Origin of the sequence: Pedococcus sp., from assembly GCF_036000045.1 — a bacterium.
In the GTDB taxonomy this organism is placed as follows: domain Bacteria; phylum Actinomycetota; class Actinomycetes; order Actinomycetales; family Dermatophilaceae; genus Pedococcus.
This window is the reverse complement of the sequence record NZ_DASYGF010000027.1, coordinates 1-24,827: the sequence shown is the minus strand read 5'-3', so window position 1 is coordinate 24,827 and position 24,827 is coordinate 1. Positions and strand designations below refer to the sequence as shown.

The window sequence follows — 24,827 nt, the reverse complement described above, 5'->3', positions numbered from 1 at the left end:
TTTCGTACGACCACGGAGGGACATCCATGGCTGACACCGGACGCGCTCGCAAGATCGCCGACCGCATCAAGACCCTCATCGCCGCGAACGTCGAGTCGATCGTCAAGGACCCCGACCTGGGCTTCATCACCATCACCGACGTGCGGGTGACAGGCGACCTCCAGCACGCCTCGGTCTTCTACACCGTGTTCGGCGACGAGCAGCAGCGCGCGACCACCGCCGCGCTGCTGGAGAAGAACAAGGGCAGGCTGCGCTCGTTCGTGGGCCAGCAGATCAAGATCCGGCTCACGCCCAGCCTCGACTTCTTCGCCGATGCCATCCCCGAGACAGCCGCCCACCTCGAGGACCTGCTGCGCGAGGCCAAGGAGCGCGACGCCGCGGTGGCCGCCGCGGCAGCGGGCGCGCGCTACGCCGGCGAGCCCGACCCCTACAAGAAACCCGACGACGCCGAGGTGGCGCAGGACTCCGAGGTGGGCCAGGACGCCGAGGACGCCGACCACGCAGAGCTCGAGGCCGGCGCCCCGGATGCCCGCGCCTGACGGCCTCCTGGTCGTCGACAAGCCGGGTGGCTGGACCAGCCACGACGTCGTCGGTCGTGCCAGGCGCCTGTGTGGCACCCGCAAGGTGGGCCACGCCGGCACACTCGACCCGATGGCCACAGGCGTGCTGGTGCTCGGCATCGGCCGGGCCACCCGGCTGCTGACGTTCCTCGTCGGCTGCGACAAGGCGTATGCCGCGACGATCCGCCTGGGGCAGAGCACGCTCACCGACGATGCCGAGGGCGAGGTGACCGCCTCGGCTCCCGCGACCGGAGTCACCCCCGAGGCCCTTGCGCAGGCCGTGGCCGCCCTGACCGGTGACATCGCCCAGGTGCCCAGCTCCGTCTCCGCGATCAAGGTCAACGGCGAGCGCTCCTACCACCGGGTCCGATCAGGTGAGGACGTCGTCCTTGCGGCTCGGCCCGTCACCGTGAGCCGGTTCGAGATCCTGGGCCGCCGCGAGGCCGATTCCGACGGCACGCCGGTGCTCGACCTCGACGTCGAGGTGACGGTGAGCTCGGGCACCTACGTCCGGGCACTGGCCCGCGACCTCGGGGCAGCCCTCGGCGTGGGTGGGCACCTCACCGCGCTGCGCCGCACCCGCGTCGGCGCGTTCACCGTCGACAGCGCCCATGACCTGGCGGCCCTCGCGGAGGTGGGCCGGCCCGAGGACATGCCGGTCACCCTGCTCGCCGACGCGGCCCGCGCGCAGTTCGCGGTGCGCGAGCTGACCGAGGCCGAGACCACGGCCGTGGGCTTCGGCCAGAGGGTCGACTCCCTCGAGCCGGGGCGCGAGGGACCCGTGGCCGCCTTCGCCCCGGACGGGCGCCTGATGGCGCTGCTCGATGAGTCGGGTCACAAAGCCAGGGCGTACGTCGTGTTCGCCCCGGCTGGTTCGTAGAGTGTCCTCCGTGCATCGGTGGACGGACCCCTCCCAGACACCCGCAGGGCTACGTCCCTGCGTGGCGACGTTCGGCAACTTCGACGGCGTCCATCTCGGCCACCGCGGTGTGCTGGCCAGGCTCGTCGAGGAGGGCACCCGGCGCGGGGTGGCCAGCGTCGTCGTGACGTTCGACCCGCACCCGGCCTCGATCTTCCACCCCGACACCCTCGAGCTCATCGCTCCCGGCCGGCTGCGTGACGACCTCTTGGAGACCGTCGGCATCGACGGGCTGCTGGTCCTCGACTTCACGCGCGAGTTCGCCGACCAGACGGCCGAGGAGTTCGTGGTCCGCACCTTCGTCGAGACCCTCGACGTTCAGGCCATCGTCGTGGGCCAGGACGCGCGGGGCTTCGGTCGCGGCTACACCGGGGACGTCGGCACCCTGCGTGAGCTCGGCGCCGCCCACGGGTTCGACGTCGTCGTGCTGGACGACCTCGGTGACACCGAGCGCTGGTCCTCCTCCGCGGTGCGCCGCCACCTCGACGCCGGCGAGGTCGCGGCGGCCGCGGCCATCCTCGGCCGTCCGCACAAGATGACCGGCACGGTCGTCCACGGCGCCCACCGTGGCCGCGAGCTCGGCTACCCGACCGCGAACCTCGCCGACGACGCGCTGGGCCTCGTGCCCGCAGACGGGGTGTATGCCGGGTGGCTCACCCGCACGACACGTCCCCCGCAGGACCCCGAGCGCACGATGCCCGCCGCCATCTCGGTGGGCAGCAACCCCACCTTCGACGGCACCGTCCGCACCGTCGAGGCCTACGTCCTGGACCGGACGGATCTCGACCTCTACGGCGAAGAGGTCACCTTGGAGTTCGTCGAGCACATCCGCCCGACGCTGCGGTTCGACTCGATCGAGCAGCTGCTCGAGGCGATGGCTGGAGACATCGAGACGTGCCGGCAGGTTCTGGCGTCGATCGTCCCCTCCTGAGCCGGTTCGGGCCGCCGTCACGCCGGACCTGGTGGGAGCGGGCCGGCGGTGACGCGGTGCGCTGGACCGAGAGCGACTGGGGCCTGGTCGTGGCAGCCCTCGGCCTCTCGGTCGTGGGCGCGCTGCTCGTCTGGTCCGCGACGCGCCGCCAGGACGGCACGGCATACCTGGTCCGTCACCTGCTCAACACCGCGATCGGGCTGGGCCTCGCCGCGGTGCTGACCCGGATGGGATACCAGCTGCTGCGCGCCCTGGCGCCCGTGCTCTACCTCGCCTCGGTCGGGGGCCTGGTGCTCGTGCTGACTCCGGTCGGGTCGACCATCAACGGCTCCCACTCGTGGATCCAGCTGCCCGGCGGGTTCTCGGTGCAGCCGTCCGAGCTGGCCAAGGTCGCCTTGTGTCTGGGGCTGGCCATCATCCTCAGCGAGCGCCTGGACCGCGGTGCCACTCCCGACGGTCGCGACCTGCTGTTCGCCGCAGGCGTCGGCGCCGTGCCGATCGGGCTGGTCATGCTGCAGCCGGACCTGGGTTCGGCGCTGGTGCTCGGGGCGCTCGCCTTCGGCGTCGTCGCGGTCAGCGGCGCGCCCAAGCGCTGGCTCGCGGCGACGGTCGCGCTGGTGGTCGGGGGGATCGTCGTCGCCCTGACGACCCCGGTCCTGGGTGCCTACCAACGGGACCGACTCACCGCGTTCGCGAACCCACAGGCCGACCCGCAGGGCTTCGGCTACCAGACCCGCCAGGTCCGCATCGCCATCGGCTCGGGTGGCTGGAGCGGCCAGGGCCTGTTCCACGGGCACCAGACGCAGGGTGGCTTCATCCCGTTCCAGCAGACCGACTTCGTGTTCTCGGTCGCGGGGGAGGAGCTGGGGTTCCTCGGAGCCGCGGGCCTGGTGCTGCTGCTCGGGTTCGTCATCCTGCGCTCGCTGCTCGTGGCCGCACGCGCACAGGACGCCTTCGGGCTCCTCGTCGGAGCCGGGGTGGCCGTGTGGTTCCTGTTCCAGGTGTTCGAGAACGTCGGGATGAACCTGGGGCTGATGCCGGTCACCGGACTGCCGCTGCCGTTCCTGTCCTACGGCGGCTCGTCGATGTTCGCGTGCTGGCTGGCCATCGGCCTGGTCAACAACGCCCACCTGTCGTCGCTGCGGCGGTCCAGGTAGCGCTGACCCTGGCGGCTGCCCTCCCTAGTCGACCACCGGACTCGACGGCGAGTCGTCGACCAGAGGCACGAACCGGTACCAGCCGTGCTCCTCGACCGAGGGACCGTGCGAGCCATCCCTGCTGGTCGACACGCGCAGCATGCGCCCCGCCACAGGGACGACGAGGACACCTCCGGGCGCGAGCTGGTCGACCAGCCGGTCCGGCAGCCACCGCGCCTGCGCCGACACCAGGATGCGCTCGTATGGCGCGTGCGCCGGCAACCCCAGGACGTGGGGCAGCGCCTGGCTGACCTGCGCCCACGGCATACCGGCGGTCTCCACGTTCGCGGTCGCGAACGCGACCAGGGCAGGCAGGCGCTCCACCCCCCAGACCCGGCCGGTGGGTCCCGTGAGCCAGGCCAGCAGGGCAGTCGTCCAGCCTGACCCGCATCCGACGTCCAGCACGAGGTCGCCCGGCTGCACGTCCAGGAGCTCCAGCATCTGCCGAACGGTGGTGGGCTGGCTGTTGGTCTGGCCGTAGCCGATCGGCAGGGGCGCGTCGCGCTCGCTGTGGCGCTGCTGGTCTGCGGGGAGGAAGCTGCGGCGGGGCACTGCCCTCATGGCCTGCTCCACGCGGCTGGCCGTGGCCATCTGCCCAGTATGCGCGTGCTGGTCAGATGGTCTCTCAGGAAGCGTTGTGCTTGCTGTCACGTCGCCGTGAGAGAGTGTGGGCTCACTGACGGGGAGGTTGCCGCGTGCCGTTGTTGGGTTGGCCGCTGCAGGTCGTCATGGTCGCGCTCCTGGTGGCCGCCACGCTGGCGACCCTGCTGCTGTGGACCCGCGTGCCTGGGGTGGGGGCGGTGCGCTACGCCCAGCGCCTGGGTCTGCTGCTGACCTGCCAGGTCGCCGCGGTGCTCGTCGTGGCGGTGGCCGTGAACAACTACGGCTACTTCTACGGGTCCTGGAGCGACCTGCTCGGGACGGGCTCGACGGCCCCGGTCACCGCGGCGCCGCAGTGGCCACGCGCTCACTACGGCCGCACCGTCGTCGTCCCCGCGGTCAGCCTGGCCAAGACCACCACCTGGTCGCCGCCCTCCGCGGTTGCGGTCAAGGGCAAGGTGGAGTCCCTGCGGGTCCACGGGGCCCGCAGCGGGCTCACGAGTGACGCGCTCGTCTACCTGCCGCCGGAGTACTTCCAGCCGGCCTATGCGCACCATCAGTTCCCGGCGGTCGAGGTGCTCACGGGCTACCCGGGCGTCACGAGCAGCCTCGTGAGCCGACTGCACGTGCCCGAGCTCTACCTGGCAGAGCTCGCCCACCACCGGGCCCGCCCCATGGTCGTCGTGATGCTGCGACCGACCGTGGCCCCGCCGCGCGACACCGAGTGCACCGACGTGCCGGCAGGACCCCAGACGCTGACCTACCTCACCGAGGACGTCCCCTCCGCCATCGACGGGCTGCTGCGGGTGCGCCCCCTGGACTGGGGGGCGATGGGGGAGTCGACCGGGGGCTACTGCGCCGTCAAGGCCGCGATGCTCCACTCCGACGTCTTCCGAGCGGCAGTGTCGATGTCCGGCTACTACCACACCCTCGAGGACCCCACGACGGGCAACCTGTGGGGCGGCTCGCAGGTGCTGCGCAACCTCAACAGCCCGGAGTGGCTGCTGGCCCATCAGCCGCCGCCACCGGTCTCGGTGCTCGGCTCGATCGGTCAGCAGGAGGGTGGCTTGGGCGGTCTGAGCGACCTGCGCCGCTTCCTCTCGTTGGTCCGGCCACCCATGACCGCGTCGTCGATCGTGGTGCCGGGCGGGGGCCACAACTACGCCAACTGGGCCCGCGTGGTGCCCACGGGCTTCGACTGGCTGTCAGCCCACCTGCACGCCTAGCGTGAGCGTCTAGCTGGTCGGGTCGAGCGGCTCGGCCTCGAGCAGCGCCTCGGCGATGAGCTCATGGCCCTGGGCGTTGGGGTGGTCGCCGTCGTCGGCCAGCAGGTCCGTGGGGTTGCGCTCGCCGTCTCCCTCGAAGGGCGTGTAGAGGTCCACACAGGTGTCTCCGGAGGCCTGGGCCGCCGAGCAGATCTGCGCGTTGGCGGACTTGGTCACCGCGTCGCTCCAGGGGTGGAAGGCCTTGCCGTAGTTCTGCTCGCCCACGTCGCCGTCCTCGAACACGTTCCAGTACGTCGTGACCAGGACCCGCGCGCTCGGTGACACCTCGGTACGGACCTGGCGCAGGTCGGTCCCCAGCTGCGACCCCATGGCGGCGGTGGCGGGGTCGATGCATGTGCTGGCCGGGCATCCCTGGCTCTGCCAGCGCCCGATCAGCGGCTCGAGGTCGTTCGCCCCGATGGTCAGCACCACCAGGGTCGCGTGCGCGAGCTGGCTGCGGACGCCGGGGCTGGACAGCTGGGTCGACAGCCCCACGCTGGTCAGGCCCTCCGTGCCGAGGTTGACCGCTGAGGTCGACCGCCCCGAGTGCTGGTGCAGCATCGCGGCATACCGGTCCACGAAGGTCGAGCAGGAGCAGGCCGTGCCGGCCGTCACCGAGTCGCCCATCCCGACCACGACGACAGGCGAGGTGTCGCGCGCTGAGGTCGTGGGAGCCCCGCCGGGAGCCGCTGAGGGGGCGCTGGGTCCGGAGGTCCTCGGGTCTGCCGCGACGACGCTGCTGGCGCAGCCACTCGTCGCCAGCAGGAGGGCGGCGAGGACGCACGGCGTCGTGAGTCGTCTCCAGGGGAGTGGCACCCGGGCAGGGTAGCGGGGGATCCTGGGCACGTCAGCCCCCGCCGGGCGCGGTTACCCTTGGAGCCATCATGGACCACACCCCCGGCACCACCGTCTTCCCTGCCCTCGAGCCGCTGCTCGAGCAGGTCAGCAAGCCCATCCAGTACGTCGGCGGAGAGCTCAACTCGACCGTCAAGGACTGGAACTGCGGCGGGTTCGGCCCGGGAGGTGAGGAGCTCACGACACGGTGGGCCCTGATGTATCCCGACGCCTACGAGGTCGGCGTCCCCAACCAGGGCGTGATGATCCTCTACGAGGTCCTCAACGAGCGGGCTGACGCCCTCGCCGAGCGCACCTATGCCGTGTGGCCCGACCTCGAGGCACTGATGCGGGACTCAGGGGTGCCGCAGTTCACCGTCGACGCGCACCGCAGCGTGCGTGACTTCGACGTGTTCGGGGTGTCGTTCTCGACCGAGCTGGGCTACACCAACCTGCTCACCGCGCTCGACCTGGCCGGCATACCGCTGCATGCGGCCGAGCGCACCGACGAGGACCCGCTCGTGGTCGCCGGCGGGCACGCGGCGTTCAACCCCGAGCCGATCGCCGACTTCGTCGACGCCGCCATCGTGGGTGACGGTGAGGAGGCGGTACTCGCCGTCACCGACCTCGTCCGCGCCTGGAAGGCCGAGGGGATGCCGGGTGGCCGGCGCGAGCTGCTGCTGCGACTGGCCCGCACGGGCGGGGTCTACGTGCCGTCGCTCTACGACGTGTCGTACCTGCCCGACGGCCGGATCCAGCGCGTGGCGCCCAAGGCCGACGCCCATGGTGTGCCGTGGCGCGTCGCCAAGCACACGGTCATGGACCTCGACGCGTGGCCCTACCCCAAGCAGCCGCTGGTGCCGCTCGCCGAGTCGGTCCACGAGCGGATGTCCGTCGAGATCTTCCGCGGGTGCACCCGCGGCTGCCGGTTCTGCCAGGCCGGGATGATCACCCGGCCCGTGCGCGAGCGGTCGATCACCGGCATCGGTGAGATGGTCGAGCGCGGGCTCGCCGCCACGGGATTCGAGGAGGTCGGCCTGCTCTCGCTGTCGTCCGCCGACCACTCCGAGATCGCCGACATCACCAAGGGGCTGGCCGACCGCTACGAGGGGACGCAGACGGGCCTGTCGCTGCCGTCGACCCGCGTTGACGCGTTCAACATCGACCTGGCCAACGAGCTGACCCGCAACGGCCGGCGCTCGGGTCTCACCTTCGCGCCCGAGGGTGGCAGCGAGCGGATCCGCAAGGTCATCAACAAGATGGTGTCCGAGGATGACCTCATCAACACCGTCGCGGCGGCCTACGGCGCGGGGTGGAGGCAGGTGAAGCTCTACTTCATGTGCGGTCTGCCCACCGAGACCGACGAGGACGTCCTGCAGATCGCCGAGCTCGCCAAGCGGGTCATCGAGACCGGCCGGCAGGTGTCGGGTCGTCGAGACATCCGGTGCACGGTGTCGATCGGTGGGTTCGTCCCCAAGCCGCACACGCCCTTCCAGTGGTGCGCCCAGCTCGGGGTCGAGGAGACCGACGCGCGGCTGGCGAAGCTGCGCGAGGCGATCCGGTCCGACCGGCGCTACGGCTCGTCCATCGGGTTCCGCTACCACGATGGGCAGCCCGGCATCGTCGAGGGACTGCTGTCCCGGGGCGACCGCCGCGTGGGCCGGGTCATCGAGCAGGTGTGGCGTGACGGTGGGCGGTTCGACGGGTGGAGCGAGCACTTCTCGTTCGACCGGTGGATGGTGGCGGCAGACCGGGCGTTCGCCGAGCTGCCGGTGGACGTCGCCTGGTACACCACGCGCGAGCGCGGCGAGTCCGAGGTGCTGCCCTGGGACCACATCGACTCGGGGCTCGACAAGGAGTGGCTCTGGGCCGACTGGCAGGACGCGCTCGACGAGACCGAGGTCGACGACTGTCGGTGGACGCCGTGCTTCGACTGTGGCGTGTGCCCGCAGCTGGGGACCCAGATCGAGGTCGGGCCGACCGGCAAGAAGCTCCTGCCGCTGACCGTCCTGACCCCCTGAACCTGAGTCTTTGAGGGGTCTGGGCTGTCAGGACCGCCCAGACCCCTCAAAGACCGGGGGCTGTGGATGAGCGCGATGACGCGGGAGGCGATCCGGGCAGGTCGGTGGCCATGCTGCGATGGCGGGTCGGCTCAGGCAGATGGGTTCGCCTGCACGAGGGTGTGTTCCTCACCGTCCCCGGCCGTGACGACTGGCTCACCACCGCGACCGCCGCGCGCCGCAGGTACCACGACTTCGGCTACACCGAGTACGGCCTGGTCGTCGAGCTGGAGGGCAGGCTCGGGCACGAGCAGCGGCGCGACCGCGTGCGTGACGGACAACGCGACCGTCAGCTGCTCACCCGCGAGCGACTGACCACGCGGGTGTTCTGGCCGGATGTGGCGCTGACGCCGTGCGACACGGCCGCCGAGCTGGGGTCGATACTGCGCGGCCGAGGTTGGCTGGGGCGACCGCACCAGTGTCGGCGCCCCGGCTGCACCGTCCCGGCCGTGAGTCGTTGACGGGTCTGGGTGGTGCTGACGACTCAGACCCATCAAAGACTCCCGTCCGGCACGAGGGGGCGGCGCGACAGGTCAGCTCAGCTGGCGCTCGCGAACCACGGGTGGTGCAGGTCCAGGTACTTCACGTCCTGCATGGTCGCCATCTCCTGCTCCCAGTCGCGCCGCGCCTCTGCGGGCATCTCCTTGCGCTCGCCCGCGCGGGCCTCGTCCTCGCTGCGGAAGGCGACCGTCTCGGTGAACCACCCGTCGGGCTCCATGGCGATCGTCCCGCCGATGATCTCGGGCCGCTGTTCGTGCAGCATGTCCATCGGCTGCTCCATGAAGTGCCGGAACCGCTCGGGGTCGCTCACCCGTCCCTGGATCACCTGCACGAAGCCCGCGTCGTCGGAACCACCGTCGAGGAACATCGCGACCTCGTCGCAGTCGTGGAACGTCGCGGCTCCGTCGAAGCACGCCTCCATCCGCTGCCACCACTCGCCTTGCTCGGGCTTGCCCGAGTTCCGTGCGGCGGCCTCGCGGCTCTCGAACCTGACCACGCCGACGAACTGGTTGTCGTCCGTCATGCCATAGGTCCCGCCGAGCCAACCGTCCGCCGTCGGGCCCATCTGCTCGCGCCACTCGTCGACCAGCCGACGCATCTCGTCGGCGTCCCGCACCTTGCCCTGGATGATCTGGATGAACACCGTCAACCCTCCGCTTCTCGAAGGCCGCTTCACCCTGAAGTGGTCAGCTTTCGAAGGTACGCCGGGGTGCCAGCGATGTCATCCGTCACGGCGCCAGTCCCGCGCATCATCGCGGGTGTCGCGCGCGTCACCGGCGCGTCAGGCCCCCCAGAGCGCGCCCACCACCTCGCGGAAGACGTCCGTATGCCGGTCCACGTCGGCGCGCGTGGTCTCCGGGCACATCAGGGCCATGTTGTGGAACGGTGTCATGAGGATGCCGCGGTTGCACAGGGCCAGGTGCAGGTAGGCGTCGAGCTCGTCGTCGGCAGCCGCCGCCGACTCCTCGCCGGTGCGCGGCGCCGGCCGCGCGAACCGGTACTCGGCCCGCGCGCCCAACCGGCTGACCGACCAGGGCACGTCGAGCTCGTCGAGGGTCTGCTGCACCCCTGCCGTGAAGGCCGCCGAGAGCTCGGTCATGTGCTCGAACGCCTCGGCGGTCAACACCTCGCCGAGGGTCGCGCGCATGGCCGCGGTCGACAGCGCGTTCCCGGCCAGGGTGCCACCGACACCGCCGACGTCGACGATGTCGGCGTCACCGGCGGACGTGTGTCGGGTGACAGCGGCGGCGACCTCACGGCTGATGCCGTAGGCGCCGCTCGGGATGCCACCGCCGATCGACTTGCCGACGACGAGGATGTCCGGCTCCAGCCCCCACTCCCGGGTGGCACCGCCCCAGCCGGCGGAGAACGTGTGGGTCTCGTCGACCATCAGCAGGGCGCCGTGCTCGGTCGCGAGCCGGCGCACGCCCTCGAGGAAGCCGGGCTCCGGCAGCACGATGCCGATGTTCGTCAGCGCGGGCTCGGTCAGCACCGCCGCGACGTCGCCGTGCGCGAGCGCAGCCTCGACGGACGCGAGGTCGTTCCAGGTCGCGACCCGGGTGGTCAGGTCCAGGTCGACCGGAGGAGCGACGTTGCCTGGGCGGCTCTGGGCCTTGCCGTCGGGCCCGGGCAGGGCGAACGCCTCGTCGACCGAACCGTGGTAGCAGTACGCGAAGACCAGCACCTTGGGACGGCCCGTCGCGAGCCGGGCGAGGCGGATGGCCCACCGGTTCGCGTCGGTGGCGGACAGCGTGAAGCTCCACAGCGGCATACCGAAGCGGCGTTCGAGCTCCGCACCCACCCACTGCGCGTCCCCCGTGGGGAGCATCGTGGTGATACCGCCCAGCTCGCCGGCGCGCTGCTGCACCGCCGCGAGGGTGGCCGCGGGGGAGTGCCCCGCCATCGCACCGGTGTCGCCGAGGGCGAAGTCGACGTAGGTGTGCCCGTCCACATCGGTCACCCGGTTGCCCCGCGCGTGGTCGAGATAGAGCGGGAACCCGCCTGACCACATGTTCATCCACGTCATGGGGACCCCGCCGAAGAGGTTCGTTGCGGAGGCGAAGAGCTCCCGGCTCCGGGGGTGGTTCTCGGTGTATGCCGCCTGCTCGCGGTCCAGGAGCGCCTTCAGCCGGTCGCGGTCGAGTTCAGCCATGGAGCCCACCGTAGGGGCGCCCAGGCGCCGCCCGAGGGCGACTGCGGATTCCGTAGGCTGGTGGACATGGCCCGGCAGCGCGTTCCCGAAGGACCCCCTCCCGCTCCCGCGGTCCAGAAGCTGCGGGTGCGGTACGCCAAGCGCGGCCGGCTGCGCTTCTCCTCGACCCGTGACTTCCAGCGGGCGCTGGAGCGGGCGTTGCGCCGCGCGAGGGTGCCCATGGCCTTCTCCGCGGGGTTCCACCCGCATCCGAAGATCTCGTACGCGAACGCAGCCCCGACCGGGACCGCCAGCGAGGCCGAGTACTTCGAGATCTCGGTGACCGAGCGGGTCGACCCAGCGGCGGTGCGCGAGGCCCTGGGCGCGGCGCTGCCGGTCGGGCTCGACATCCTCGAGGTGGTCGAGGCGCGCCAGGGAGCCCTCGCCGACCGCCTCCAGGCGAGCGACTGGGTGATGGAGTTCCGCGGGCTCGGGCGCGAGGAGCTGCAGCGGGCCGCGGACCTGCTCTGGGCGAGGGAGCGGGCCGAGGTCACCCGCACCTTCAAGACCGGCCCGCGGACCTTCGACGTCAGGTCGGCCCTCGTGTCGATGGGTGTGACGGACTCTTCGGGGTCGGACTGTGCGATACTGCGGGTGGTCGTACGGCATACCACACCGGCCGTGCGCCCCGACGACGTTCTGACCGCGCTGCGAGCAGTATCCGCGCTGGCGCCACCGACACCGCCCCTGGTGACCCGGCTGGCGCAGGGCCCGCTGCACACCGCAACCGCTGGGGTGGCTGATCCACTGGCTGCCGACGAGTACGCCGACGGCGCCTGAGCTGGTGCCGCGCGACCTGCGCGAGCCTCGACAGGCGTAGCCAACCGACTTCCGTGTCGGAGGCACCCGCCCCCGACACGACGCATGACACGCACCACGCGGCTGATCGGAGTGGCCCGAGAGGGCCGCTCGGGTGTGGCCCTCGCCTCGTGGGTGACGGAAGGACGCCGCGATGGCCTCCACTGAAGACCTGTTCCCGACAACCGAGAACGCCGAACGCCACGACCCCGCCAGGGACCCCGCCAGGGACCCCGCCAGCGACCCCGCCAGCGACGCCGCACCGACCGACAGCTCCGCGGCTGCGGGCGACGGTTCCGGCGAGGCGCCCGCCCCGGCTCGCAAGCGCGCCCGGCGCGCCACCAAGAAGGCCTCCGCGCCTGCCCCGGCGCCGGCGCCTGAGCAGTCATCGGAGGAGCCGCAGGGGCAGCAGCCGTCGGCGGCCAAGGACGCCACCGCCGAGGGGAGCGCCGAACAGGGGACGCCGGCCCCCGCAGCGAAGAAGGCCACGGCCAAGAGGGCCGCCAAGAAGGCCCCCGCCAAGCGCGCCAGCAAGAAGGCCGCCGTCCCGGCGGAGCCGGTAGACGCCGCTGCCGGCGACGAGCCGGTTCAGGAGCCCGAGGCGGCGCAGGACGACGAGACGCCGCACGACGACGAGATGTCGCAGCCGGCCGCCACCGTGCCCAGTTTCGGTGTGCTGTTCCAGGCGCCCGATGTCGCCAGCGCCCCCGCACGCCGGACCCGCAAGACAGCCAAGAAGGCCGCAGCCCCGAGTGCCGAGCCCGTCCCGGAGGCGCTCCAGCCTGACGCCACGGTGGACGCCGAGGCAGCCCCCGCGACGCAGGGACCCGCGGACGAGACCGACTCCGAGGGTGGTGACGGTGGTGAGGGCGGTCGCCGCCGCCGCCGTCGCGGCGGCAAGGGGCGGGGCCGCGGGCGCGCCGACGACTCGAGCGAGACCGCCGAGTCGGCGGGGGCCTCGGAGGCCTCCGACGCCGGTGACACGCGCAAGGACCGTGACGAGGCCGGGGCCGAGACGGCGAGCGACAGCGCCGACCATGACGAGACCGAGGGCGACGGTTCGTCCAGCCGTCGTCGCCGCCGCCGTCGTCGCGGCGGCGCGGGCGAGAGCGAGGACCCGCCCGGCACCGTCACCCGCGTGCGCGAGGCGCGCCGCGACGAGCCCCAGAGCGTCAAGGGCTCCACGCGGCTCGAGGCCAAGAAGCAGCGCCGCCGCGAGGGCCGCGAGGCAGGCCGGCGCCGCACGGTGATCACCGAGGCCGAGTTCCTGGCGCGCCGCGAGAGCGTCGAGCGGGTCATGGCCGTGCGCGAGCGAGATGGCAAGACCCAGATCGGTGTGCTCGAGGACGGCGTCCTCGTGGAGCACTACGTCTCGCGTGAGAGCAACGCCTCCATGGCCGGCAACGTCTATCTGGGCCGGGTGCAGAACGTCCTCCCCTCGATGGAGGCCGCGTTCGTCGACATCGGCAAGGGCCGCAACGCCGTGCTGTATGCCGGTGAGGTCAACTGGGATGCCGCGGGCCTGGAGAACAACCAGCCCAAGCGCATCGAGAACGCTCTGAAGTCCGGCGACGCAGTGCTGGTCCAGGTCACCAAGGACCCGATCGGCCACAAGGGCGCACGGCTGACGAGCCAGATCTCGCTGCCTGGGCGTTACCTGGTCTACGTGCCCGAGGGCTCGATGACGGGCATCTCGCGCAAGCTGCCTGACACCGAGCGGGCCCGCCTCAAGGGCATCCTCAAGGAGGTCGTCCCCGACAGTGCCGGCGTCATCGTGCGCACGGCGGCCGAGGGCGCCAGCGAGGACGAGCTGCGCGCGGACGTCGAGCGGCTCACCAAGACCTGGGAGAAGATCAAGCAGAAGGCCGAGTCCAAGGGCAAGGCCAAGGGGGGCGGCCCGGTGCTCGTCCACGGCGAGCCCGACCTGACCGTTCGCGTGATCCGCGACGTCTTCAACGAGGACTTCACCCAGCTCGTCGTGGCCGGTGACCAGGCGTATGCCGAGGTGAGCGAGTACCTCAGCGATGTCGCCCCCGACCTGGCCGAGCGTCTCCACAGGTGGACGTCCGAGCAGGACCTGTTCACCCACTACCGCGTGGACGAGCAGATCGCCAAGGCGATGGACCGTAAGGTCTGGCTGCCCTCCGGTGGCTCCCTCGTCATCGACCGCACCGAGGCGATGACGGTCGTCGACGTCAACACGGGCAAGTTCGTGGGCTCGGGCGGCAACCTCGAGGAGACCGTCACCAAGAACAACATCGAGGCGGCCGAGGAGATCGTCCGTCAGCTGCGGCTGCGCGACATCGGCGGCATCATCGTCATCGACTTCATCGACATGGTGCTCGAGTCGAACCGCGAGCTCGTGGTACGCCGCCTGCTCGAGTGCCTCGGACGCGACCGCACCAAGCACCAGGTCGCCGAGGTCACCTCGCTCGGGCTGGTCCAGATGACCCGCAAGCGCGTGGGCTCAGGCCTCATCGAGGTCTTCTCCGAGACCTGTGAGCACTGTGGTGGCCGCGGCATCATCGTCCACGCCGACCCGGTCGAGAAGTCCTCGAACGACGGTTCCGGTCATGGTGGCGGTCATGGCGGCTCTGGCGCCCAAGGTGGCGGTCAGGCGCGCACCGGTCGGACCCGCCGTGGTCGCTCCGGAGCAGCCAGCCAGCCGGCGGAGCAGGCCTCCGCACCGGTCCACTCGGGGCCGACGCCGGCTCAGATCGCGGCAGCGGCCCATGCGGCTGCCCTGAAGTCCGCCGCGGAGCACCCCGAGTCGCTCGACGGGCTCGACCATGACGGGCTCGACCATGACGGGCACGACCATGACGGGCTCGATGACCACGAGCTGGAGCAGGTCGACCTCACCCAGGTCACCGACACGAGCACCGAGCGCACGCGCACCGAGCAGGCCCCCGCCCGGCAGGTGCAGGCTGAGCAGGTGCAGACCGAGCAGGTGCAGACCGAGCCGGCAGCGGCTCAGCCCACCGCCGCGGCGGCTGCCACGGCGACCGCTCCGAAGCGCCGCAAGCGCGGTCGTGTGGTCGCCCCTGCGGGGCCGCCTCGCCCGTCGACCGACGGGGCGCCCGCCTCCTCCTGAGCGCCGGGGCGCCGCCAGTTTGGTCGGCGGCGCTCCCACCCGGTAATCTGTGCCCTTGGTGCGCCCACCGTCCGACGTCCGTCGGCAGAGTTCTCTGCGTTGAGCTCTCTGTCCCGGGTCGCTGTCGGCCGGTCCAGACAGAGAGCGCGTGCCTCCCGAAGTACGAAAGAGAGTTCCCCGTGTACGCGATTGTTCGCGCAGGTGGCCGCCAGGAGAAGGTCGCCGTCGGCGACGTCCTGATCATCGACAAGGTCGGTGGCAAGGCCGGCGACAGCATTGACCTGACCCCTCTCCTCGTGGTGGACGGCTCGACGATCACCAGCGATGCCGACAAGCTCGCCAAGGTCACCGTCAAGGCCGAGGTCGTCAAGCCCGCCAAGGGCCCCAAGATCACGATCATCAAGTACAAGAACAAGACGGGCTACAAGAAGCGTCAGGGCCACCGTCAGCACCTGACCCAGGTCAAGATCACCGCGATCGACGCCTGAGTCCGGCCCCCTCGAACCCCAGACTGAGCAGAAGGCAGGTACTGACATGGCACACAAGAAGGGTGCGTCCTCGACCCGCAACGGTCGCGACTCCAACGCACAGCGACTCGGCGTGAAGCGCTTCGGCGGCCAGCTCGTCAACGCGGGCGAGATCATCGTCCGTCAGCGCGGCACGCACTTCCACCCCGGTGAGGGCGTCGGCCGCGGCAGCGACGACACCCTGTTCGCGCTCGTCGCGGGCAACGTCGAGTTCGGCACGCGTCGTCGTCGTCGCGTCGTCAACATCGTCCCCGCCCAGACCGCGGACGCCAGCTGATCTGAGGTATGCCGCGTGGCCCAGCCACGCGGCATACCGCCTCGAAGGGGGCGGGCCTGACCGGGCCCGTCCCCTTCGCGCGTCTCCCACCTAGACTCGGGGGCGCGTCCCACGCACTGAGAACAGAGAGAAGAGCCCCATGACCACGTTCGTCGACCGCGTCGTGCTGCACGTCGCCGCCGGCGACGGCGGACACGGTGTCGCCTCGGTCAAGCGCGAGAAGTTCAAGCCCCTCGGCGGTCCCGACGGTGGCAACGGTGGCCACGGCGGTGACGTCGTCCTGCGCGTCGATGCTCAGGCCACAACGCTGCTCGACTATCACCGCCACCCCCACCGCAAGGCCACCAACGGCAAGCCGGGGGCAGGCGACGAGCGCAACGGCGCCGACGGTGCCGACCTCGTGCTGCCGGTGCCCGCCGGCACGGTCGTCAAGGACGCCTCCGGGGCTGTGCTGGCCGATCTCGTGGCGCCCGATGCCGAGTTCGTGGCGGCGCGGGGCGGGCGCGGGGGCCTGGGCAACAAGGCGCTCGCCTCGGCTCGTCGCAAGGCGCCCGGCTTCGCGCTGCTGGGTGAGCCGGGTGACGCTCTCGACATCCTGCTCGAGCTGAAGTCGCTGGCCGACGTCGCCCTGATCGGGTTCCCGTCCGCGGGCAAGTCCTCGCTCGTCTCCGTCCTGTCGGCGGCGCGCCCCAAGATCGCCGACTACCCGTTCACGACCCTGGTCCCCAACCTCGGCGTGGTCCAGGCGGGGGAGCAGCGGTTCACCGTGGCCGACGTGCCGGGGCTGATCCCGGGCGCCAGCCAGGGCAAGGGTCTCGGGCTGGAGTTCCTGCGTCACGTCGAGCGGTGCTCGGTGCTGGTGCATGTCATCGACTGCGCGACCCTGGAGCCCGGCCGTGACCCGATGACCGACCTCGAGGTCATCGAGCAGGAGCTCTCTCAGTACGTCCCCGACGAGACCCTGGGCGGCCGGCCACTGTCCGAGCGCACCCGGATCGTCGTGCTCAACAAGGCCGACGTGCCCGAGGCGCGCGAGCTCGCCGAGCTGGTCACGCCCGAGCTGGAGGCCCACGGTGTCGAGGTGTTCACGGTCTCCGCAGTGGCCCACACGGGGCTGCGCGAGCTCACCTTCGCCATGGCCCGTCACGTGACGGCGGCGCGCGCCGAGATCGAGGCCGCGGCCGCCACGCCGCAGCGGGTCGTGATCCGGCCCAAGGCCGTCGACGACACCGGCTTCACCGTCGTGCGCGAGAACACCGCCGACGGCGAGGTCTTCCGAATCGACGGTGAGCGCCCCACACGCTGGGTGCGCCAGACGGACTTCTCCAACGACGAGGCCGTCGGCTACCTCGCCGACCGCCTGAACCGCCTCGGCATCGAGGAGGCGCTGTTCAAGGCCGGCGCGCTCGCGGGCGCCACCGTGCTCATCGGGCCGCAGGACAATGCGGTCGTCTTCGACTGGGAGCCGACGCTGGCCACCGGAGCCGAGCTGCTGGGAGCGCGGGGCACCGACCTGCGCCTCGAGGAGGCCTCGCGGCCCACGCGCGACGAGAAGCGCGCCGACTACGCCGACCGCCGCGCCGCCAAGTCGGCCGCCCGCAGCGAGCTCGCCGCAGAGCGAAAGGCCGGCCACTGGGCGACCGCCAAGGACGAGGACGAGGACGACGCGTGAGCGGTGCCGAGCGGCGCCAGGACGTGGCACGGGCCCGTCGGCTGGTGGTCAAGGTCGGCTCGTCCTCGCTGACCGGCGCCGACGGAGGGTCGCTCGACGAGAGCCGGCTGGTGACGATCGTCGAGGCCCTGGCGGCTCGACGGCTCGCGGGCCAGCAGGTCGTCCTCGTCTCCTCGGGTGCCATCGCCGCCGGTATCAGCCCCCTGGGACTCGCCCGGCGCCCGCACGACCTCGCCACCCAGCAAGCGGCGGCCAGTGTCGGGCAGGGAGCCCTCGTCGCGGCATACCAGCGGGCGTTCGGAGCCCACGGCCTCACGGTGGGGCAGGTGCTGCTCACCGCCGACGACGTGACGCGTCGCTCGCACTACACCAACGCCCGCCGCACGCTCGACCGGCTCCTCGAGCTCGGAATCGTGCCCATCGTCAACGAGAACGACACCGTCGCCACCCAGGAGATCCGGTTCGGCGACAACGACCGGCTGGCCGCTCTGGTCGCCCACCTCGTGCATGCCGACGGCCTGCTGCTGCTCACCGACGTCGACGCCCTGTATGACGGGCCGCCGAGCCGGGCGGGCAGTGCGCGGGTGCCGCTCGTCGTCGGTGGCGCCGGGCTCGACGACGTGGTCATCGGAGGCACCGGATCGGGCGTCGGCAGCGGTGGGATGGTCACCAAGGTCGAGGCGGCGTCGATCGCGAACGCCGCCGGCATCACCACGGTGCTCACCAGCTCCGCGCGCATCCAGGAGGCGCTTGAGGGTGCCGACGTCGGCACCGTCTTCGTCCCCAGTGGGTCGCGCCGTACCTCGCGAAAGCTGTGGCTGGCGCACGCCACCACCCCGCGCGGCCGGCTCGTCCTCGACGCCGGGGCGGTGCGAGCCGTCACCGAGCGCCGCACCTCGCTGCTGCCGGCCGGCATCTCGGCCGTGGAGGGCACGTTCGTCGACGGCGACCCCGTGGACCTGTGCACCCCCGACGGCCGGGTCATCGCCCGTGGGCTCGTGAACTACACCTCGGCCGAGCTGCCGAGCATGCTGGGCCGCTCGACGCGCGACCTGGCCAAGGACCTGGGTCCCGCGTACGAGCGCGAGGTCGTGCACCGCGACGACCTCGCCCTGCTCTGAGGCAGAGTCTCTCGCTGCGGTGACCCAAGCGTCTCGCGCTGCGCTGACGCAGCAGTCCGGCGGTCGGGACGGGCGGCGGACGGTGGGGGACCGCGGCATACCCTTGAAGCATGGCTGAGCAGATCCCCAGCATCGACCCCGCGGCCGTCGAGCAGGTGGCGACGGCGGCCCGCGCCGCCCGCGTGGCCTCGCGCCGGCTCGCCCTCGCGCACCGCGCCGAGAAGGACGCCGCGCTGTTGGCGCTCGCGGACGCCCTCGTGGCCGCCACCGATGACATCGTCGCCGCCAACGAGGAGGACCTCGCCCGCGGTCGTGACGGCGGTATGCCGCAGGGCCTGCTCGACCGACTCGCCCTCGACTCCACCCGCGTCGCCTCGGTGGCCCAGGCCCTGCGCGACGTCGCCGGACTGCCCGACCCCGTGGGAGAGGTCGTGCGCGGGTCGACCCTGGCCAACGGGCTCCAGATCCGGCAGGTGCGCGTGCCCATGGGCGTGGTCGGCATGGTCTACGAGGCGCGACCCAACGTCACCGTCGACGCCGCCGGCCTGGGGCTCAAGTCAGGCAACGCGGTGATCCTCCGCGGGGGCTCAGCCGCCGAGAGCACGAATCACGCACTGGTCGGGGTCATGCGCAAAGCCCTTGCAGCACAGGGGCTTCCGGAGGACTCCATCACACTGCTGGAGGGTGGCCGTGATGCGGTGCGTGCGCTCCTGACAGCTCGTGGCCTGGTGGACCTGATCATCCCAAGGGGTGGGGCGGGCCTGATCCAGACAGTGGTGCTGGAGTCCACGGTCCCGGTCATCGAGACGGGCGTCGGCAACTGCCATGTCTACGTCGACGCGGCGGCCGACCTCGACAAGGCGCTGGCCATCGCGGTCAACTCCAAGACCCACCGGCCGAGTGTCTGCAACGCTGCCGAGTCGCTGCTGGTCCACGAGCAGGTCGCTGCGGACTTCCTGCCCAAGGCTCTCGCGGAGCTCTCCGGGGCCGGGGTCGTGCTCCACACCGACATCGCATCCGGCGCCGTGGCCGAGACCGCCGGCGTCCCCCACGAGGCGGCGACGGAGGAGGACTTCGCGACCGAGTATCTGGCGCTCGAGCTGAGCGTCAGGGTCGTCGCGGACCTCGACGCGGCGCTCGACCACATCGCTCGGTACGGGTCCGGCCACACCGAAGCGATCGTCACCGAGGACCGCGCCGCCGCGCGCCGGTTCACCGCCGAGGTCGACGCCGCCGCAGTGATGGTCAACGCGTCCACGCGGTTCACGGACGGGGGCGAGTTCGGCTTCGGCGCCGAGATCGGCATCTCCACCCAGAAGCTGCACGCGCGCGGGCCGATGGCGCTCCCCGAGCTCACCACCACCAAGTGGATCGTGGAGGGCGACGGGCAGGTGCGCGCCTAGGCCGGGGCTGCTGGCAGGATGGCTGCCCGTGGAAGGCACTGAGGTTCGCAAGCTGGCGGCGGTCGAGGACGCGCACTGGTGGTACCAGGAGCGGCGGCACCTGCTCCGACAGGCGATCCGAGGGCTGCGGCCCGGGCGAGCCATGGACATCGGCGCCGCGGGTGGCGGCAACACCAGGGTCCTGCAGGCTGCCGGCTGGTCGGTCGCTGCCTTGGAGTACGGCGCCGACGGCGCGGCCGTGGCGGCCGAGCGAGGGCTGCCCGTGCTGCGTGGCGACGCCACGGCGCTGCCCGTGGAGGACGACAGCCTCGACCTCGTCGTGGCGTTCGACGTGCTCGAGCACATCCTCGACGACGACGCGGCGGTCGCCGAGGTGCTGCGGGTGCTGAGGCCTACCGGACACTTCCTCATCGCCGTGCCCGCCGACCCCAGGCTGTGGTCCGAGCACGACGTGGCCGTGGACCACGTCCGGCGCTACACGAGGGCCACGCTGAGCCAGGTCCTCGAGCGTGGAGGCTTCGAGGTGACGTCCCTGACCTCATGGAACGTCCTGCTCCGTCCGGTCGTGGCACTGCGCCGCCGGTCGTCCTCGGGCTCGGACCTCGAGCAGGTCCCGGCCGTCCTGAACGTGGCCCTGCGGGCCGTCGTCACCCTCGAGCGCTACCTGCCGGTCAAAGCGATGCCCGGCGTGACTCTGCTCGCAGAGGCTCGTCCGCGGGCGTAGCGGACCGCTGGCCGGTCGAGGTGGAGGCGAGCGAGTCGTAGGCGACGAAGTAGGTCGGTCGCGCCTGGAGATGGGCGTACATCCGCCCGACGTACTCGCCGAGGATGCCCAGGCAGAGCAGCTGCACCGCACCGACACCTGCCACGGCCACCACGGTCGAGGTCCAGCCCGGAAGGGTGTGCCCGACCGCCATCGCCACCAACGCGTAGCCGAGCAGGGCCAGTGCGCCGACGCCGCCGAGCAGGCCCAGCCAGGTCGCCGCCCGCAGCGGCGCGGTGGAGAAGCCGGTCACGCTGTCGAGCGAGAGCCGGATCATCTTCGACAAGGGGTACTTGGACCTGCCTGCGGCTCGCTCGTCGCGGTGGTACGCGACGGACGCCGAGGGGAAGCCCAGCGCCGGGACCACGAACCTGAGCACGCGGTGATGCTCGGGTAGCGCGTTGATGGCGTCGACTGTCGCCCGCGACATGAGGCGGTAGTCACCCGCGTCGACCTGCGCGTGGGTTCCCGAGAGGATCCGGATGAGCCGGTAGAAGGCGCGTGCGCTCAGCCGCTTGAAGGCCGAGTCGCTCGAGCGGTCTGAACGCACCCCGTAGACGACATCCACCCCGCCGCGCATGGCGGCCAGCATCTCTGGGAGGACCTCGGGCGGGTCCTGCAGGTCGGCGTCGAGGGTGACGACGTAGTCGCCCCGAGCGCACGCGAGACCGGCCGAGATGGCGGCCTGGTGGCCCGCGTTGGCCCGCAGCCGCACGACCCGCAGCTGCGGCCACTCGCGCCGCAACCGCTGGAGTACCACCGGTGACTGGTCGTTGCTCCCGTCGTCGACGGCGATGACCTCGTAGGACCGGCCGAGCCCGTCCGCCACCGGCCGTAGCCGCAGCGCGAGCAGGGGGAGCACGTCCTCCTCGTTGAACACGGGGATGACGATGCTCAGCTCGGGACGACCCAGCGTGGGATCGCTCAGCGCGCGATCCAGCGGGTCCATCGGGTCCGTGGCATCCATGAGGCCAGCCTACGGTCGCGCCCCGGGTCACAGGGCCGGGACTGGCGAGGGCCCCTCGAAGTATGAGTTCGAGGGGCCCTCTGGTGGTGCAGGTCTGGCTGGTCGGCGTGGCCGACCGGTTGCTTCTGCCCCGGTTCGATCGCCCCGCACCCTGGCGAGCCACGGGCGGTCTCCACTGCGACGGTGGCGTCATCGGAGTCCGGCGAGCCGGCGCACCGATGACGATGCGATCTGGTCAGCGGGCTCGGAGGGCCTCCGCGGCGTCGCCCACGGACCCTTGGCCTCGCGGCCCAGGGACCTCCTTGGGGGAAGCCCCAGGGAGGCGGTCCACCGTTATCCGGCTGACCTGTACTCCAGTCCGCAGACCGATCCGGGTTTCCCCTTCTCGACCTGCCAGCCGGAGCGCGTGAGAGATTTCTAGTCCTCGGATCGACTGCGCCGCAAGCGTTTCCGGAAACCAATTGTCGTGCACCGGTTTCCCACACCCTTGTCCACATGGCGCCGTGCTCGTCGGCCCCGGTTGTGCACACCCCTGTGCACGAAAGTGGTGGATAGCGAGATGGCGCGAGTCGGCCGCCTCTCGCTGCGCAGTGCTCGCCATGTCCCGTCCTGGGCTGCGGGTACGCTGTGGCCATGTCCCTGTCCTTGTCGCACCTGCTCGCCGCCTCCGAGGAGCCCACGCGGGCGCTCCCCATGCCGCCCCTGGCCTACGGCGCGCTGGCGTTCATCGGTTTCCTGCTGCTCCTCGGTGTGCTCTGGTCCTTCCGTGGGACCGCCGCCAAGCTGGGGGCCGGCACCGTCCACGGGCACCACACGGCCGCCTCCGAGGCGCACGCGCACGACGACCACCAGGGCAGCCACCACTGACCATGCGGCTCGGAGTGATGGGCGGGACGTTCGACCCGATCCATCACGGCCACCTGGTGGCCGCCTCCGAGGTCCAGGCCAGGTTCGGGCTCGACGAGGTCGTGTTCGTCCCCACCGGCCTGCCCTGGCAGAAGGACGCGCTGGCGGTCAGCCCCCCCGAGGACCGCTACCTGATGACCGTCATCGCGACGGCCTCCAACCCCCGCTTCACCGTGAGCCGGGTCGACATCGACCGTCCCGGGCCGACCTACACCATCGACACGCTGCGCGACCTGCGTGCCGAGCGACCGGGTGCCGAGCTCTTCTTCATCACAGGTGCGGACGCCCTGGCCCAGATCCTGTCGTGGAAGGACGCGGACGAGCTGTTCGAGCTGGCCCACTTCATCGGCGTCACCCGGCCCGGGTACCCGCTCTCGGAGTCCGGCCTGCCCGCCGACCGGGTCACCCTCGAAGAGGTGCCCGCCATGGCGATCAGCTCGACGGACTGCCGCGCACGCGTCGAGCGAGCCGAGCCGGTCTGGTACCTCGTGCCCGACGGCGTCGTCCAGTACATCAACAAATACCGGCTGTATGCCGCGGGCCAGCCCGCCGCCACAGTCGCCGAGTAGGAGAGCAGTGCCCGCTACCGAACGTTCCCTCGACCTGGCCAGGACCGCCGCCGCGGCCGCCGACGAGAAGCTCGCCACCACCATCGCCGGGATCGACGTCAGCGAACAGCTGGCGCTCACCGACGCCTTCGTCATCGTCTCCGCCAGCAGCGACCGCCAGGTCGGGGCCATCGTGGACGAGGTGGAGGACCAGCTGCGCCTCAAGGGCGCCAAGCCGATCCGTCGTGAGGGGGAGCGCGACGGCCGTTGGGTGCTGCTCGACTTCGGCGACATCGTCGTCCACGTCCAGCACGACGAGGAGCGCGAGTTCTACGAGCTGGAGCGCCTGTGGAAGGACTGCCCCGAGATCGACCTGGGCGTGCCCAAGCGCCGCGAGGCCTAGCCACCCGTGGCCACCGCAGGGCAGTCGGAGCGGTCCCGCTCCGCCCGCAGGGTGATCGTGCTGCGCCACGGCGAGACCGACCACAACGCCCGGGGCGTGTGGCAGGGCCAGATCGACAGCGACCTGTCGTCCCTCGGCCGCGAGCAGGCGCGCACCGCGGCGCTCGCGCTCGCGGCATACAGGCCTGCCCTCGTGGTGGCCTCGGACCTCAAGCGCGCGGCAGAGACCGGTGACGAAGTGGCGCGCGCGTGCGACGCGCCGATCACCTACGACCGCCGGTGGCGCGAGATCCACGTCGGCCAGTGGGCCGGCCTGACTGCGGCCGAGGTGAACGCCGAGTACCCCGAGGAGCGGCTGCGGCACCTGCGAGGTGAGGACTTCCGGCGCGGCGTAGACGGCGAGGCGCTCTCTGACGTGGCCCAGCGCGTCCGTGGCGCATTGGACGAGCTGCTCGACGCGCTGGGGCCGGGTGAGACGGCGGTCGTCGCCACCCACGGCGTCACGGGCCGCGTCGTCATCGCCGAGCTCGTGGACCTCGACCGGCTCACGGCGTGGCGGGTGCTCGGCGGGTTCGGCAACTGCCACTGGGCTGAGGTCGTGGAGGCCGAGACCGGCTGGCGCATCCAGACCTGGAACGTCGGCGCCTGAGCGGTGCTGCGCCCCGGCCCCGTTGCCGGGCCTCGATTTGGTGAAACGGGTGGGTCCCTGGGTAAACTTCCGCAGTCCCCTCCGGGGGACCTCCCCTCGGGAGATCCGGGGCTGTGGCGCAGCTGGTAGCGCACTTCCATGGCATGGAAGGGGTCAGGGGTTCGAATCCCCTCAGCTCCACCCCAAGTGGCTAACCGATGGTCAGCCCACTGGCCGACCGATGGTCGGAAGAACGAACAACGAAGCCCTTCCCGGGCCAACCGGGGAGGGCTTCGTTGGCATTTCGGGCCGGGCAGGGGGGCGGACCGAGCAGGGCCAGCTCGCGGAGCTCTTCTTCAGCTTGCCGGCAAGCAAAGGCTTCTTGCTTGCCGGCGGCGCGGCCCTCGCGGCCCAGGGACTGACGCATCGCCCCACCCAGGACCTGGACTTCTTCACCGCCCAGGGTCAAGGAGACGTGACCAGAGCCAGGGACGAGTTCACCTCAGCTGCTCAGGGTCGCGGATGGGCGGTCGAGCACGTCATTGGCACGGGCACGTTCTGTCGCCTCTTGGTTCAGGGACCGGAAGCCCTTCTGGTGGACCTGGCGCTGGAGTCAACCCCGGCTTGCCTTCCCAGGCGAGTGTCGCAGGCCCGACGTGTGCCC

Annotated in this window: 24 protein-coding genes and 1 tRNA gene; 20 read left to right on the top strand and 5 right to left on the bottom strand. The window is 71.5% G+C overall.

Annotated features, from left to right (window positions below):
- Nucleotides 1-26: 26 nt before the first annotated feature.
- Genes rbfA through rodA form a run of 4 tightly spaced genes read left to right on the top strand, consistent with a single transcriptional unit; the run spans nt 27 to nt 3,567 of the window.
- Nucleotides 27-539, top strand: a complete 513-nt coding sequence (gene rbfA / locus VGN50_RS05430; RefSeq protein ID WP_327443667.1) for a 30S ribosome-binding factor RbfA — start codon at nt 27-29, stop codon at nt 537-539.
- Nucleotides 526-1,440 (top strand): tRNA pseudouridine(55) synthase TruB, encoded by a 915-nt coding sequence (truB, locus tag VGN50_RS05425; RefSeq protein ID WP_327443666.1) that lies wholly within the window; start codon nt 526-528, stop codon nt 1,438-1,440. Before rbfA ends, truB begins: the two co-directional genes overlap by 14 nt.
- 10 nt (nt 1,441-1,450) lie before the next feature.
- A complete protein-coding gene (locus VGN50_RS05420; RefSeq protein WP_327443665.1) occupies nt 1,451-2,410 on the top strand; it encodes a bifunctional riboflavin kinase/FAD synthetase in 960 nt (319 codons plus the stop codon).
- The gene (gene rodA, locus VGN50_RS05415) at nt 2,374-3,567 is read left to right on the top strand and encodes a rod shape-determining protein RodA (protein ID WP_327443664.1); all 1,194 of its coding nucleotides are present in this window, start codon (nt 2,374-2,376) and stop codon (nt 3,565-3,567) included. Before VGN50_RS05420 ends, rodA begins: the two co-directional genes overlap by 37 nt.
- A gap of 24 nt (nt 3,568-3,591) precedes the next feature.
- On the opposite strand, the gene VGN50_RS05410 is transcribed toward rodA, so the two are convergent.
- Nucleotides 3,592-4,197, bottom strand: a complete 606-nt coding sequence (locus VGN50_RS05410; RefSeq protein WP_327443663.1) for a protein-L-isoaspartate O-methyltransferase — start codon at nt 4,195-4,197, stop codon at nt 3,592-3,594.
- Between the two features lie 104 nt (nt 4,198-4,301).
- Here VGN50_RS05410 and VGN50_RS05405 point away from each other — a divergent pair, with 104 nt between their 5' ends.
- Nucleotides 4,302-5,432, top strand: coding sequence for an alpha/beta hydrolase (locus VGN50_RS05405; protein ID WP_327443662.1), 1,131 nt, complete (start codon nt 4,302-4,304; stop codon nt 5,430-5,432).
- Nucleotides 5,433-5,441: 9 nt separating this feature from the next.
- On the opposite strand, the gene VGN50_RS05400 is transcribed toward VGN50_RS05405, so the two are convergent.
- Nucleotides 5,442-6,287 carry an SGNH/GDSL hydrolase family protein gene (locus tag VGN50_RS05400; RefSeq protein WP_327443661.1) on the bottom strand — a complete coding sequence of 282 codons (846 nt, stop codon included), beginning with the start codon at nt 6,285-6,287 and terminating at the stop codon, nt 5,442-5,444.
- A gap of 68 nt (nt 6,288-6,355) precedes the next feature.
- Here VGN50_RS05400 and VGN50_RS05395 point away from each other — a divergent pair, with 68 nt between their 5' ends.
- Together VGN50_RS05395 and VGN50_RS05390 are read left to right on the top strand one after the other, a co-directional pair.
- Nucleotides 6,356-8,326 carry a TIGR03960 family B12-binding radical SAM protein gene (locus tag VGN50_RS05395; protein WP_327443660.1) on the top strand — a complete coding sequence of 657 codons (1,971 nt, stop codon included), beginning with the start codon at nt 6,356-6,358 and terminating at the stop codon, nt 8,324-8,326.
- A gap of 110 nt (nt 8,327-8,436) precedes the next feature.
- Complete coding sequence (locus tag VGN50_RS05390) at nt 8,437-8,826, top strand: hypothetical protein (protein WP_327443659.1); 390 nt, start codon at nt 8,437-8,439, stop codon at nt 8,824-8,826.
- Nucleotides 8,827-8,903: 77 nt separating this feature from the next.
- Here the strand turns inward: VGN50_RS05390 and VGN50_RS05385 are convergent, their stop codons facing one another.
- Both VGN50_RS05385 and VGN50_RS05380 read right to left on the bottom strand, forming a co-directional pair.
- Nucleotides 8,904-9,509 carry a hypothetical protein gene (locus tag VGN50_RS05385; protein WP_327443658.1) on the bottom strand — a complete coding sequence of 202 codons (606 nt, stop codon included), beginning with the start codon at nt 9,507-9,509 and terminating at the stop codon, nt 8,904-8,906.
- Between the two features lie 138 nt (nt 9,510-9,647).
- Complete coding sequence (locus VGN50_RS05380) at nt 9,648-11,018, bottom strand: transaminase (protein WP_327443657.1); 1,371 nt, start codon at nt 11,016-11,018, stop codon at nt 9,648-9,650.
- A gap of 66 nt (nt 11,019-11,084) precedes the next feature.
- Between VGN50_RS05380 and VGN50_RS05375 the strand changes: the two genes are divergently transcribed.
- The 8 genes from VGN50_RS05375 to VGN50_RS05340 all read left to right on the top strand — a co-directional run bounded on the left by VGN50_RS05375 (nt 11,085) and on the right by VGN50_RS05340 (nt 20,673).
- Nucleotides 11,085-11,837 carry a TIGR03936 family radical SAM-associated protein gene (locus tag VGN50_RS05375; RefSeq protein ID WP_327443656.1) on the top strand — a complete coding sequence of 251 codons (753 nt, stop codon included), beginning with the start codon at nt 11,085-11,087 and terminating at the stop codon, nt 11,835-11,837.
- A 172-nt stretch (nt 11,838-12,009) separates the two neighbouring features.
- Nucleotides 12,010-14,949: an Rne/Rng family ribonuclease gene (locus VGN50_RS05370; RefSeq protein WP_327443655.1), complete on the top strand. Its 2,940-nt coding sequence runs from the start codon at nt 12,010-12,012 to the stop codon at nt 14,947-14,949.
- Nucleotides 14,950-15,128: 179 nt separating this feature from the next.
- Entirely contained in the window at nt 15,129-15,437 is a 309-nt protein-coding gene (gene rplU / locus VGN50_RS05365) for a 50S ribosomal protein L21 (RefSeq protein WP_327443654.1), read from the top strand.
- 46 nt (nt 15,438-15,483) lie between these two features.
- Nucleotides 15,484-15,753 (top strand): 50S ribosomal protein L27, encoded by a 270-nt coding sequence (gene rpmA / locus VGN50_RS05360; protein WP_327443653.1) that lies wholly within the window; start codon nt 15,484-15,486, stop codon nt 15,751-15,753.
- A 139-nt stretch (nt 15,754-15,892) separates the two neighbouring features.
- Nucleotides 15,893-17,425, top strand: a complete 1,533-nt coding sequence (obgE, locus tag VGN50_RS05355) for a GTPase ObgE (protein WP_327443652.1) — start codon at nt 15,893-15,895, stop codon at nt 17,423-17,425.
- Complete coding sequence (gene proB / locus VGN50_RS05350; protein ID WP_327443651.1) at nt 17,422-18,546, top strand: glutamate 5-kinase; 1,125 nt, start codon at nt 17,422-17,424, stop codon at nt 18,544-18,546. Before obgE ends, proB begins: the two co-directional genes overlap by 4 nt.
- Nucleotides 18,547-18,656: 110 nt before the next feature.
- Nucleotides 18,657-19,949 (top strand): glutamate-5-semialdehyde dehydrogenase, encoded by a 1,293-nt coding sequence (locus VGN50_RS05345; protein ID WP_327443650.1) that lies wholly within the window; start codon nt 18,657-18,659, stop codon nt 19,947-19,949.
- A 28-nt stretch (nt 19,950-19,977) separates the two neighbouring features.
- Nucleotides 19,978-20,673 (top strand): class I SAM-dependent methyltransferase, encoded by a 696-nt coding sequence (locus VGN50_RS05340; protein WP_327443649.1) that lies wholly within the window; start codon nt 19,978-19,980, stop codon nt 20,671-20,673.
- Here VGN50_RS05340 and VGN50_RS05335 read toward each other — a convergent pair.
- Nucleotides 20,621-21,661, bottom strand: a complete 1,041-nt coding sequence (locus VGN50_RS05335; RefSeq protein ID WP_327443679.1) for a glycosyltransferase family 2 protein — start codon at nt 21,659-21,661, stop codon at nt 20,621-20,623. The two genes, VGN50_RS05340 and VGN50_RS05335, sit on opposite strands and share 53 nt — an antisense overlap.
- 651 nt (nt 21,662-22,312) lie before the next feature.
- On the opposite strand from VGN50_RS05335, the gene VGN50_RS05330 reads away from it, so the two are divergent.
- From VGN50_RS05330 to VGN50_RS05310, 5 genes are all read left to right on the top strand, one after another.
- Nucleotides 22,313-22,546: a hypothetical protein gene (locus tag VGN50_RS05330; protein WP_327443648.1), complete on the top strand. Its 234-nt coding sequence runs from the start codon at nt 22,313-22,315 to the stop codon at nt 22,544-22,546.
- 2 nt (nt 22,547-22,548) lie between these two features.
- On the top strand, nt 22,549-23,154 hold the full coding sequence (gene nadD / locus VGN50_RS05325) for a nicotinate-nucleotide adenylyltransferase (protein WP_327443647.1): 606 nt from the start codon (nt 22,549-22,551) through the stop codon (nt 23,152-23,154).
- 7 nt (nt 23,155-23,161) lie between these two features.
- Nucleotides 23,162-23,536 (top strand): ribosome silencing factor, encoded by a 375-nt coding sequence (gene rsfS, locus VGN50_RS05320; protein WP_327443645.1) that lies wholly within the window; start codon nt 23,162-23,164, stop codon nt 23,534-23,536.
- A gap of 6 nt (nt 23,537-23,542) precedes the next feature.
- Nucleotides 23,543-24,184, top strand: a complete 642-nt coding sequence (locus tag VGN50_RS05315) for a histidine phosphatase family protein (RefSeq protein ID WP_327443644.1) — start codon at nt 23,543-23,545, stop codon at nt 24,182-24,184.
- Nucleotides 24,185-24,291: 107 nt separating this feature from the next.
- Nucleotides 24,292-24,364, top strand: a tRNA-Ala gene (locus tag VGN50_RS05310).
- Nucleotides 24,365-24,827: the final 463 nt, after the last annotated feature.

What these genes read in the sequence shown, in the direction of transcription:
- VGN50_RS05335 (WP_327443679.1), bottom strand. Translation starts at nt 21,661, where the DNA reads ATGGACCCGCTGGATCGCGCGCTGAGCGATCCCACGCTGGGTCGTCCC.
- VGN50_RS05390 (WP_327443659.1), top strand. Translation starts at nt 8,437, where the DNA reads ATGCTGCGATGGCGGGTCGGCTCAGGCAGATGGGTTCGCCTGCACGAG.
- VGN50_RS05345 (WP_327443650.1), top strand. Translation starts at nt 18,657, where the DNA reads ATGGCTGAGCAGATCCCCAGCATCGACCCCGCGGCCGTCGAGCAGGTG.
- VGN50_RS05330 (WP_327443648.1), top strand. Translation starts at nt 22,313, where the DNA reads ATGTCCCTGTCCTTGTCGCACCTGCTCGCCGCCTCCGAGGAGCCCACG.
- VGN50_RS05410 (WP_327443663.1), bottom strand. Translation starts at nt 4,197, where the DNA reads ATGGCCACGGCCAGCCGCGTGGAGCAGGCCATGAGGGCAGTGCCCCGC.
- VGN50_RS05370 (WP_327443655.1), top strand. Translation starts at nt 12,010, where the DNA reads ATGGCCTCCACTGAAGACCTGTTCCCGACAACCGAGAACGCCGAACGC.
- VGN50_RS05395 (WP_327443660.1), top strand. Translation starts at nt 6,356, where the DNA reads ATGGACCACACCCCCGGCACCACCGTCTTCCCTGCCCTCGAGCCGCTG.
- rbfA (WP_327443667.1), top strand. Translation starts at nt 27, where the DNA reads ATGGCTGACACCGGACGCGCTCGCAAGATCGCCGACCGCATCAAGACC.
- rpmA (WP_327443653.1), top strand. Translation starts at nt 15,484, where the DNA reads ATGGCACACAAGAAGGGTGCGTCCTCGACCCGCAACGGTCGCGACTCC.
- VGN50_RS05380 (WP_327443657.1), bottom strand. Translation starts at nt 11,018, where the DNA reads ATGGCTGAACTCGACCGCGACCGGCTGAAGGCGCTCCTGGACCGCGAG.
- VGN50_RS05375 (WP_327443656.1), top strand. Translation starts at nt 11,085, where the DNA reads ATGGCCCGGCAGCGCGTTCCCGAAGGACCCCCTCCCGCTCCCGCGGTC.
- nadD (WP_327443647.1), top strand. Translation starts at nt 22,549, where the DNA reads ATGCGGCTCGGAGTGATGGGCGGGACGTTCGACCCGATCCATCACGGC.
- truB (WP_327443666.1), top strand. Translation starts at nt 526, where the DNA reads ATGCCCGCGCCTGACGGCCTCCTGGTCGTCGACAAGCCGGGTGGCTGG.
- obgE (WP_327443652.1), top strand. Translation starts at nt 15,893, where the DNA reads ATGACCACGTTCGTCGACCGCGTCGTGCTGCACGTCGCCGCCGGCGAC.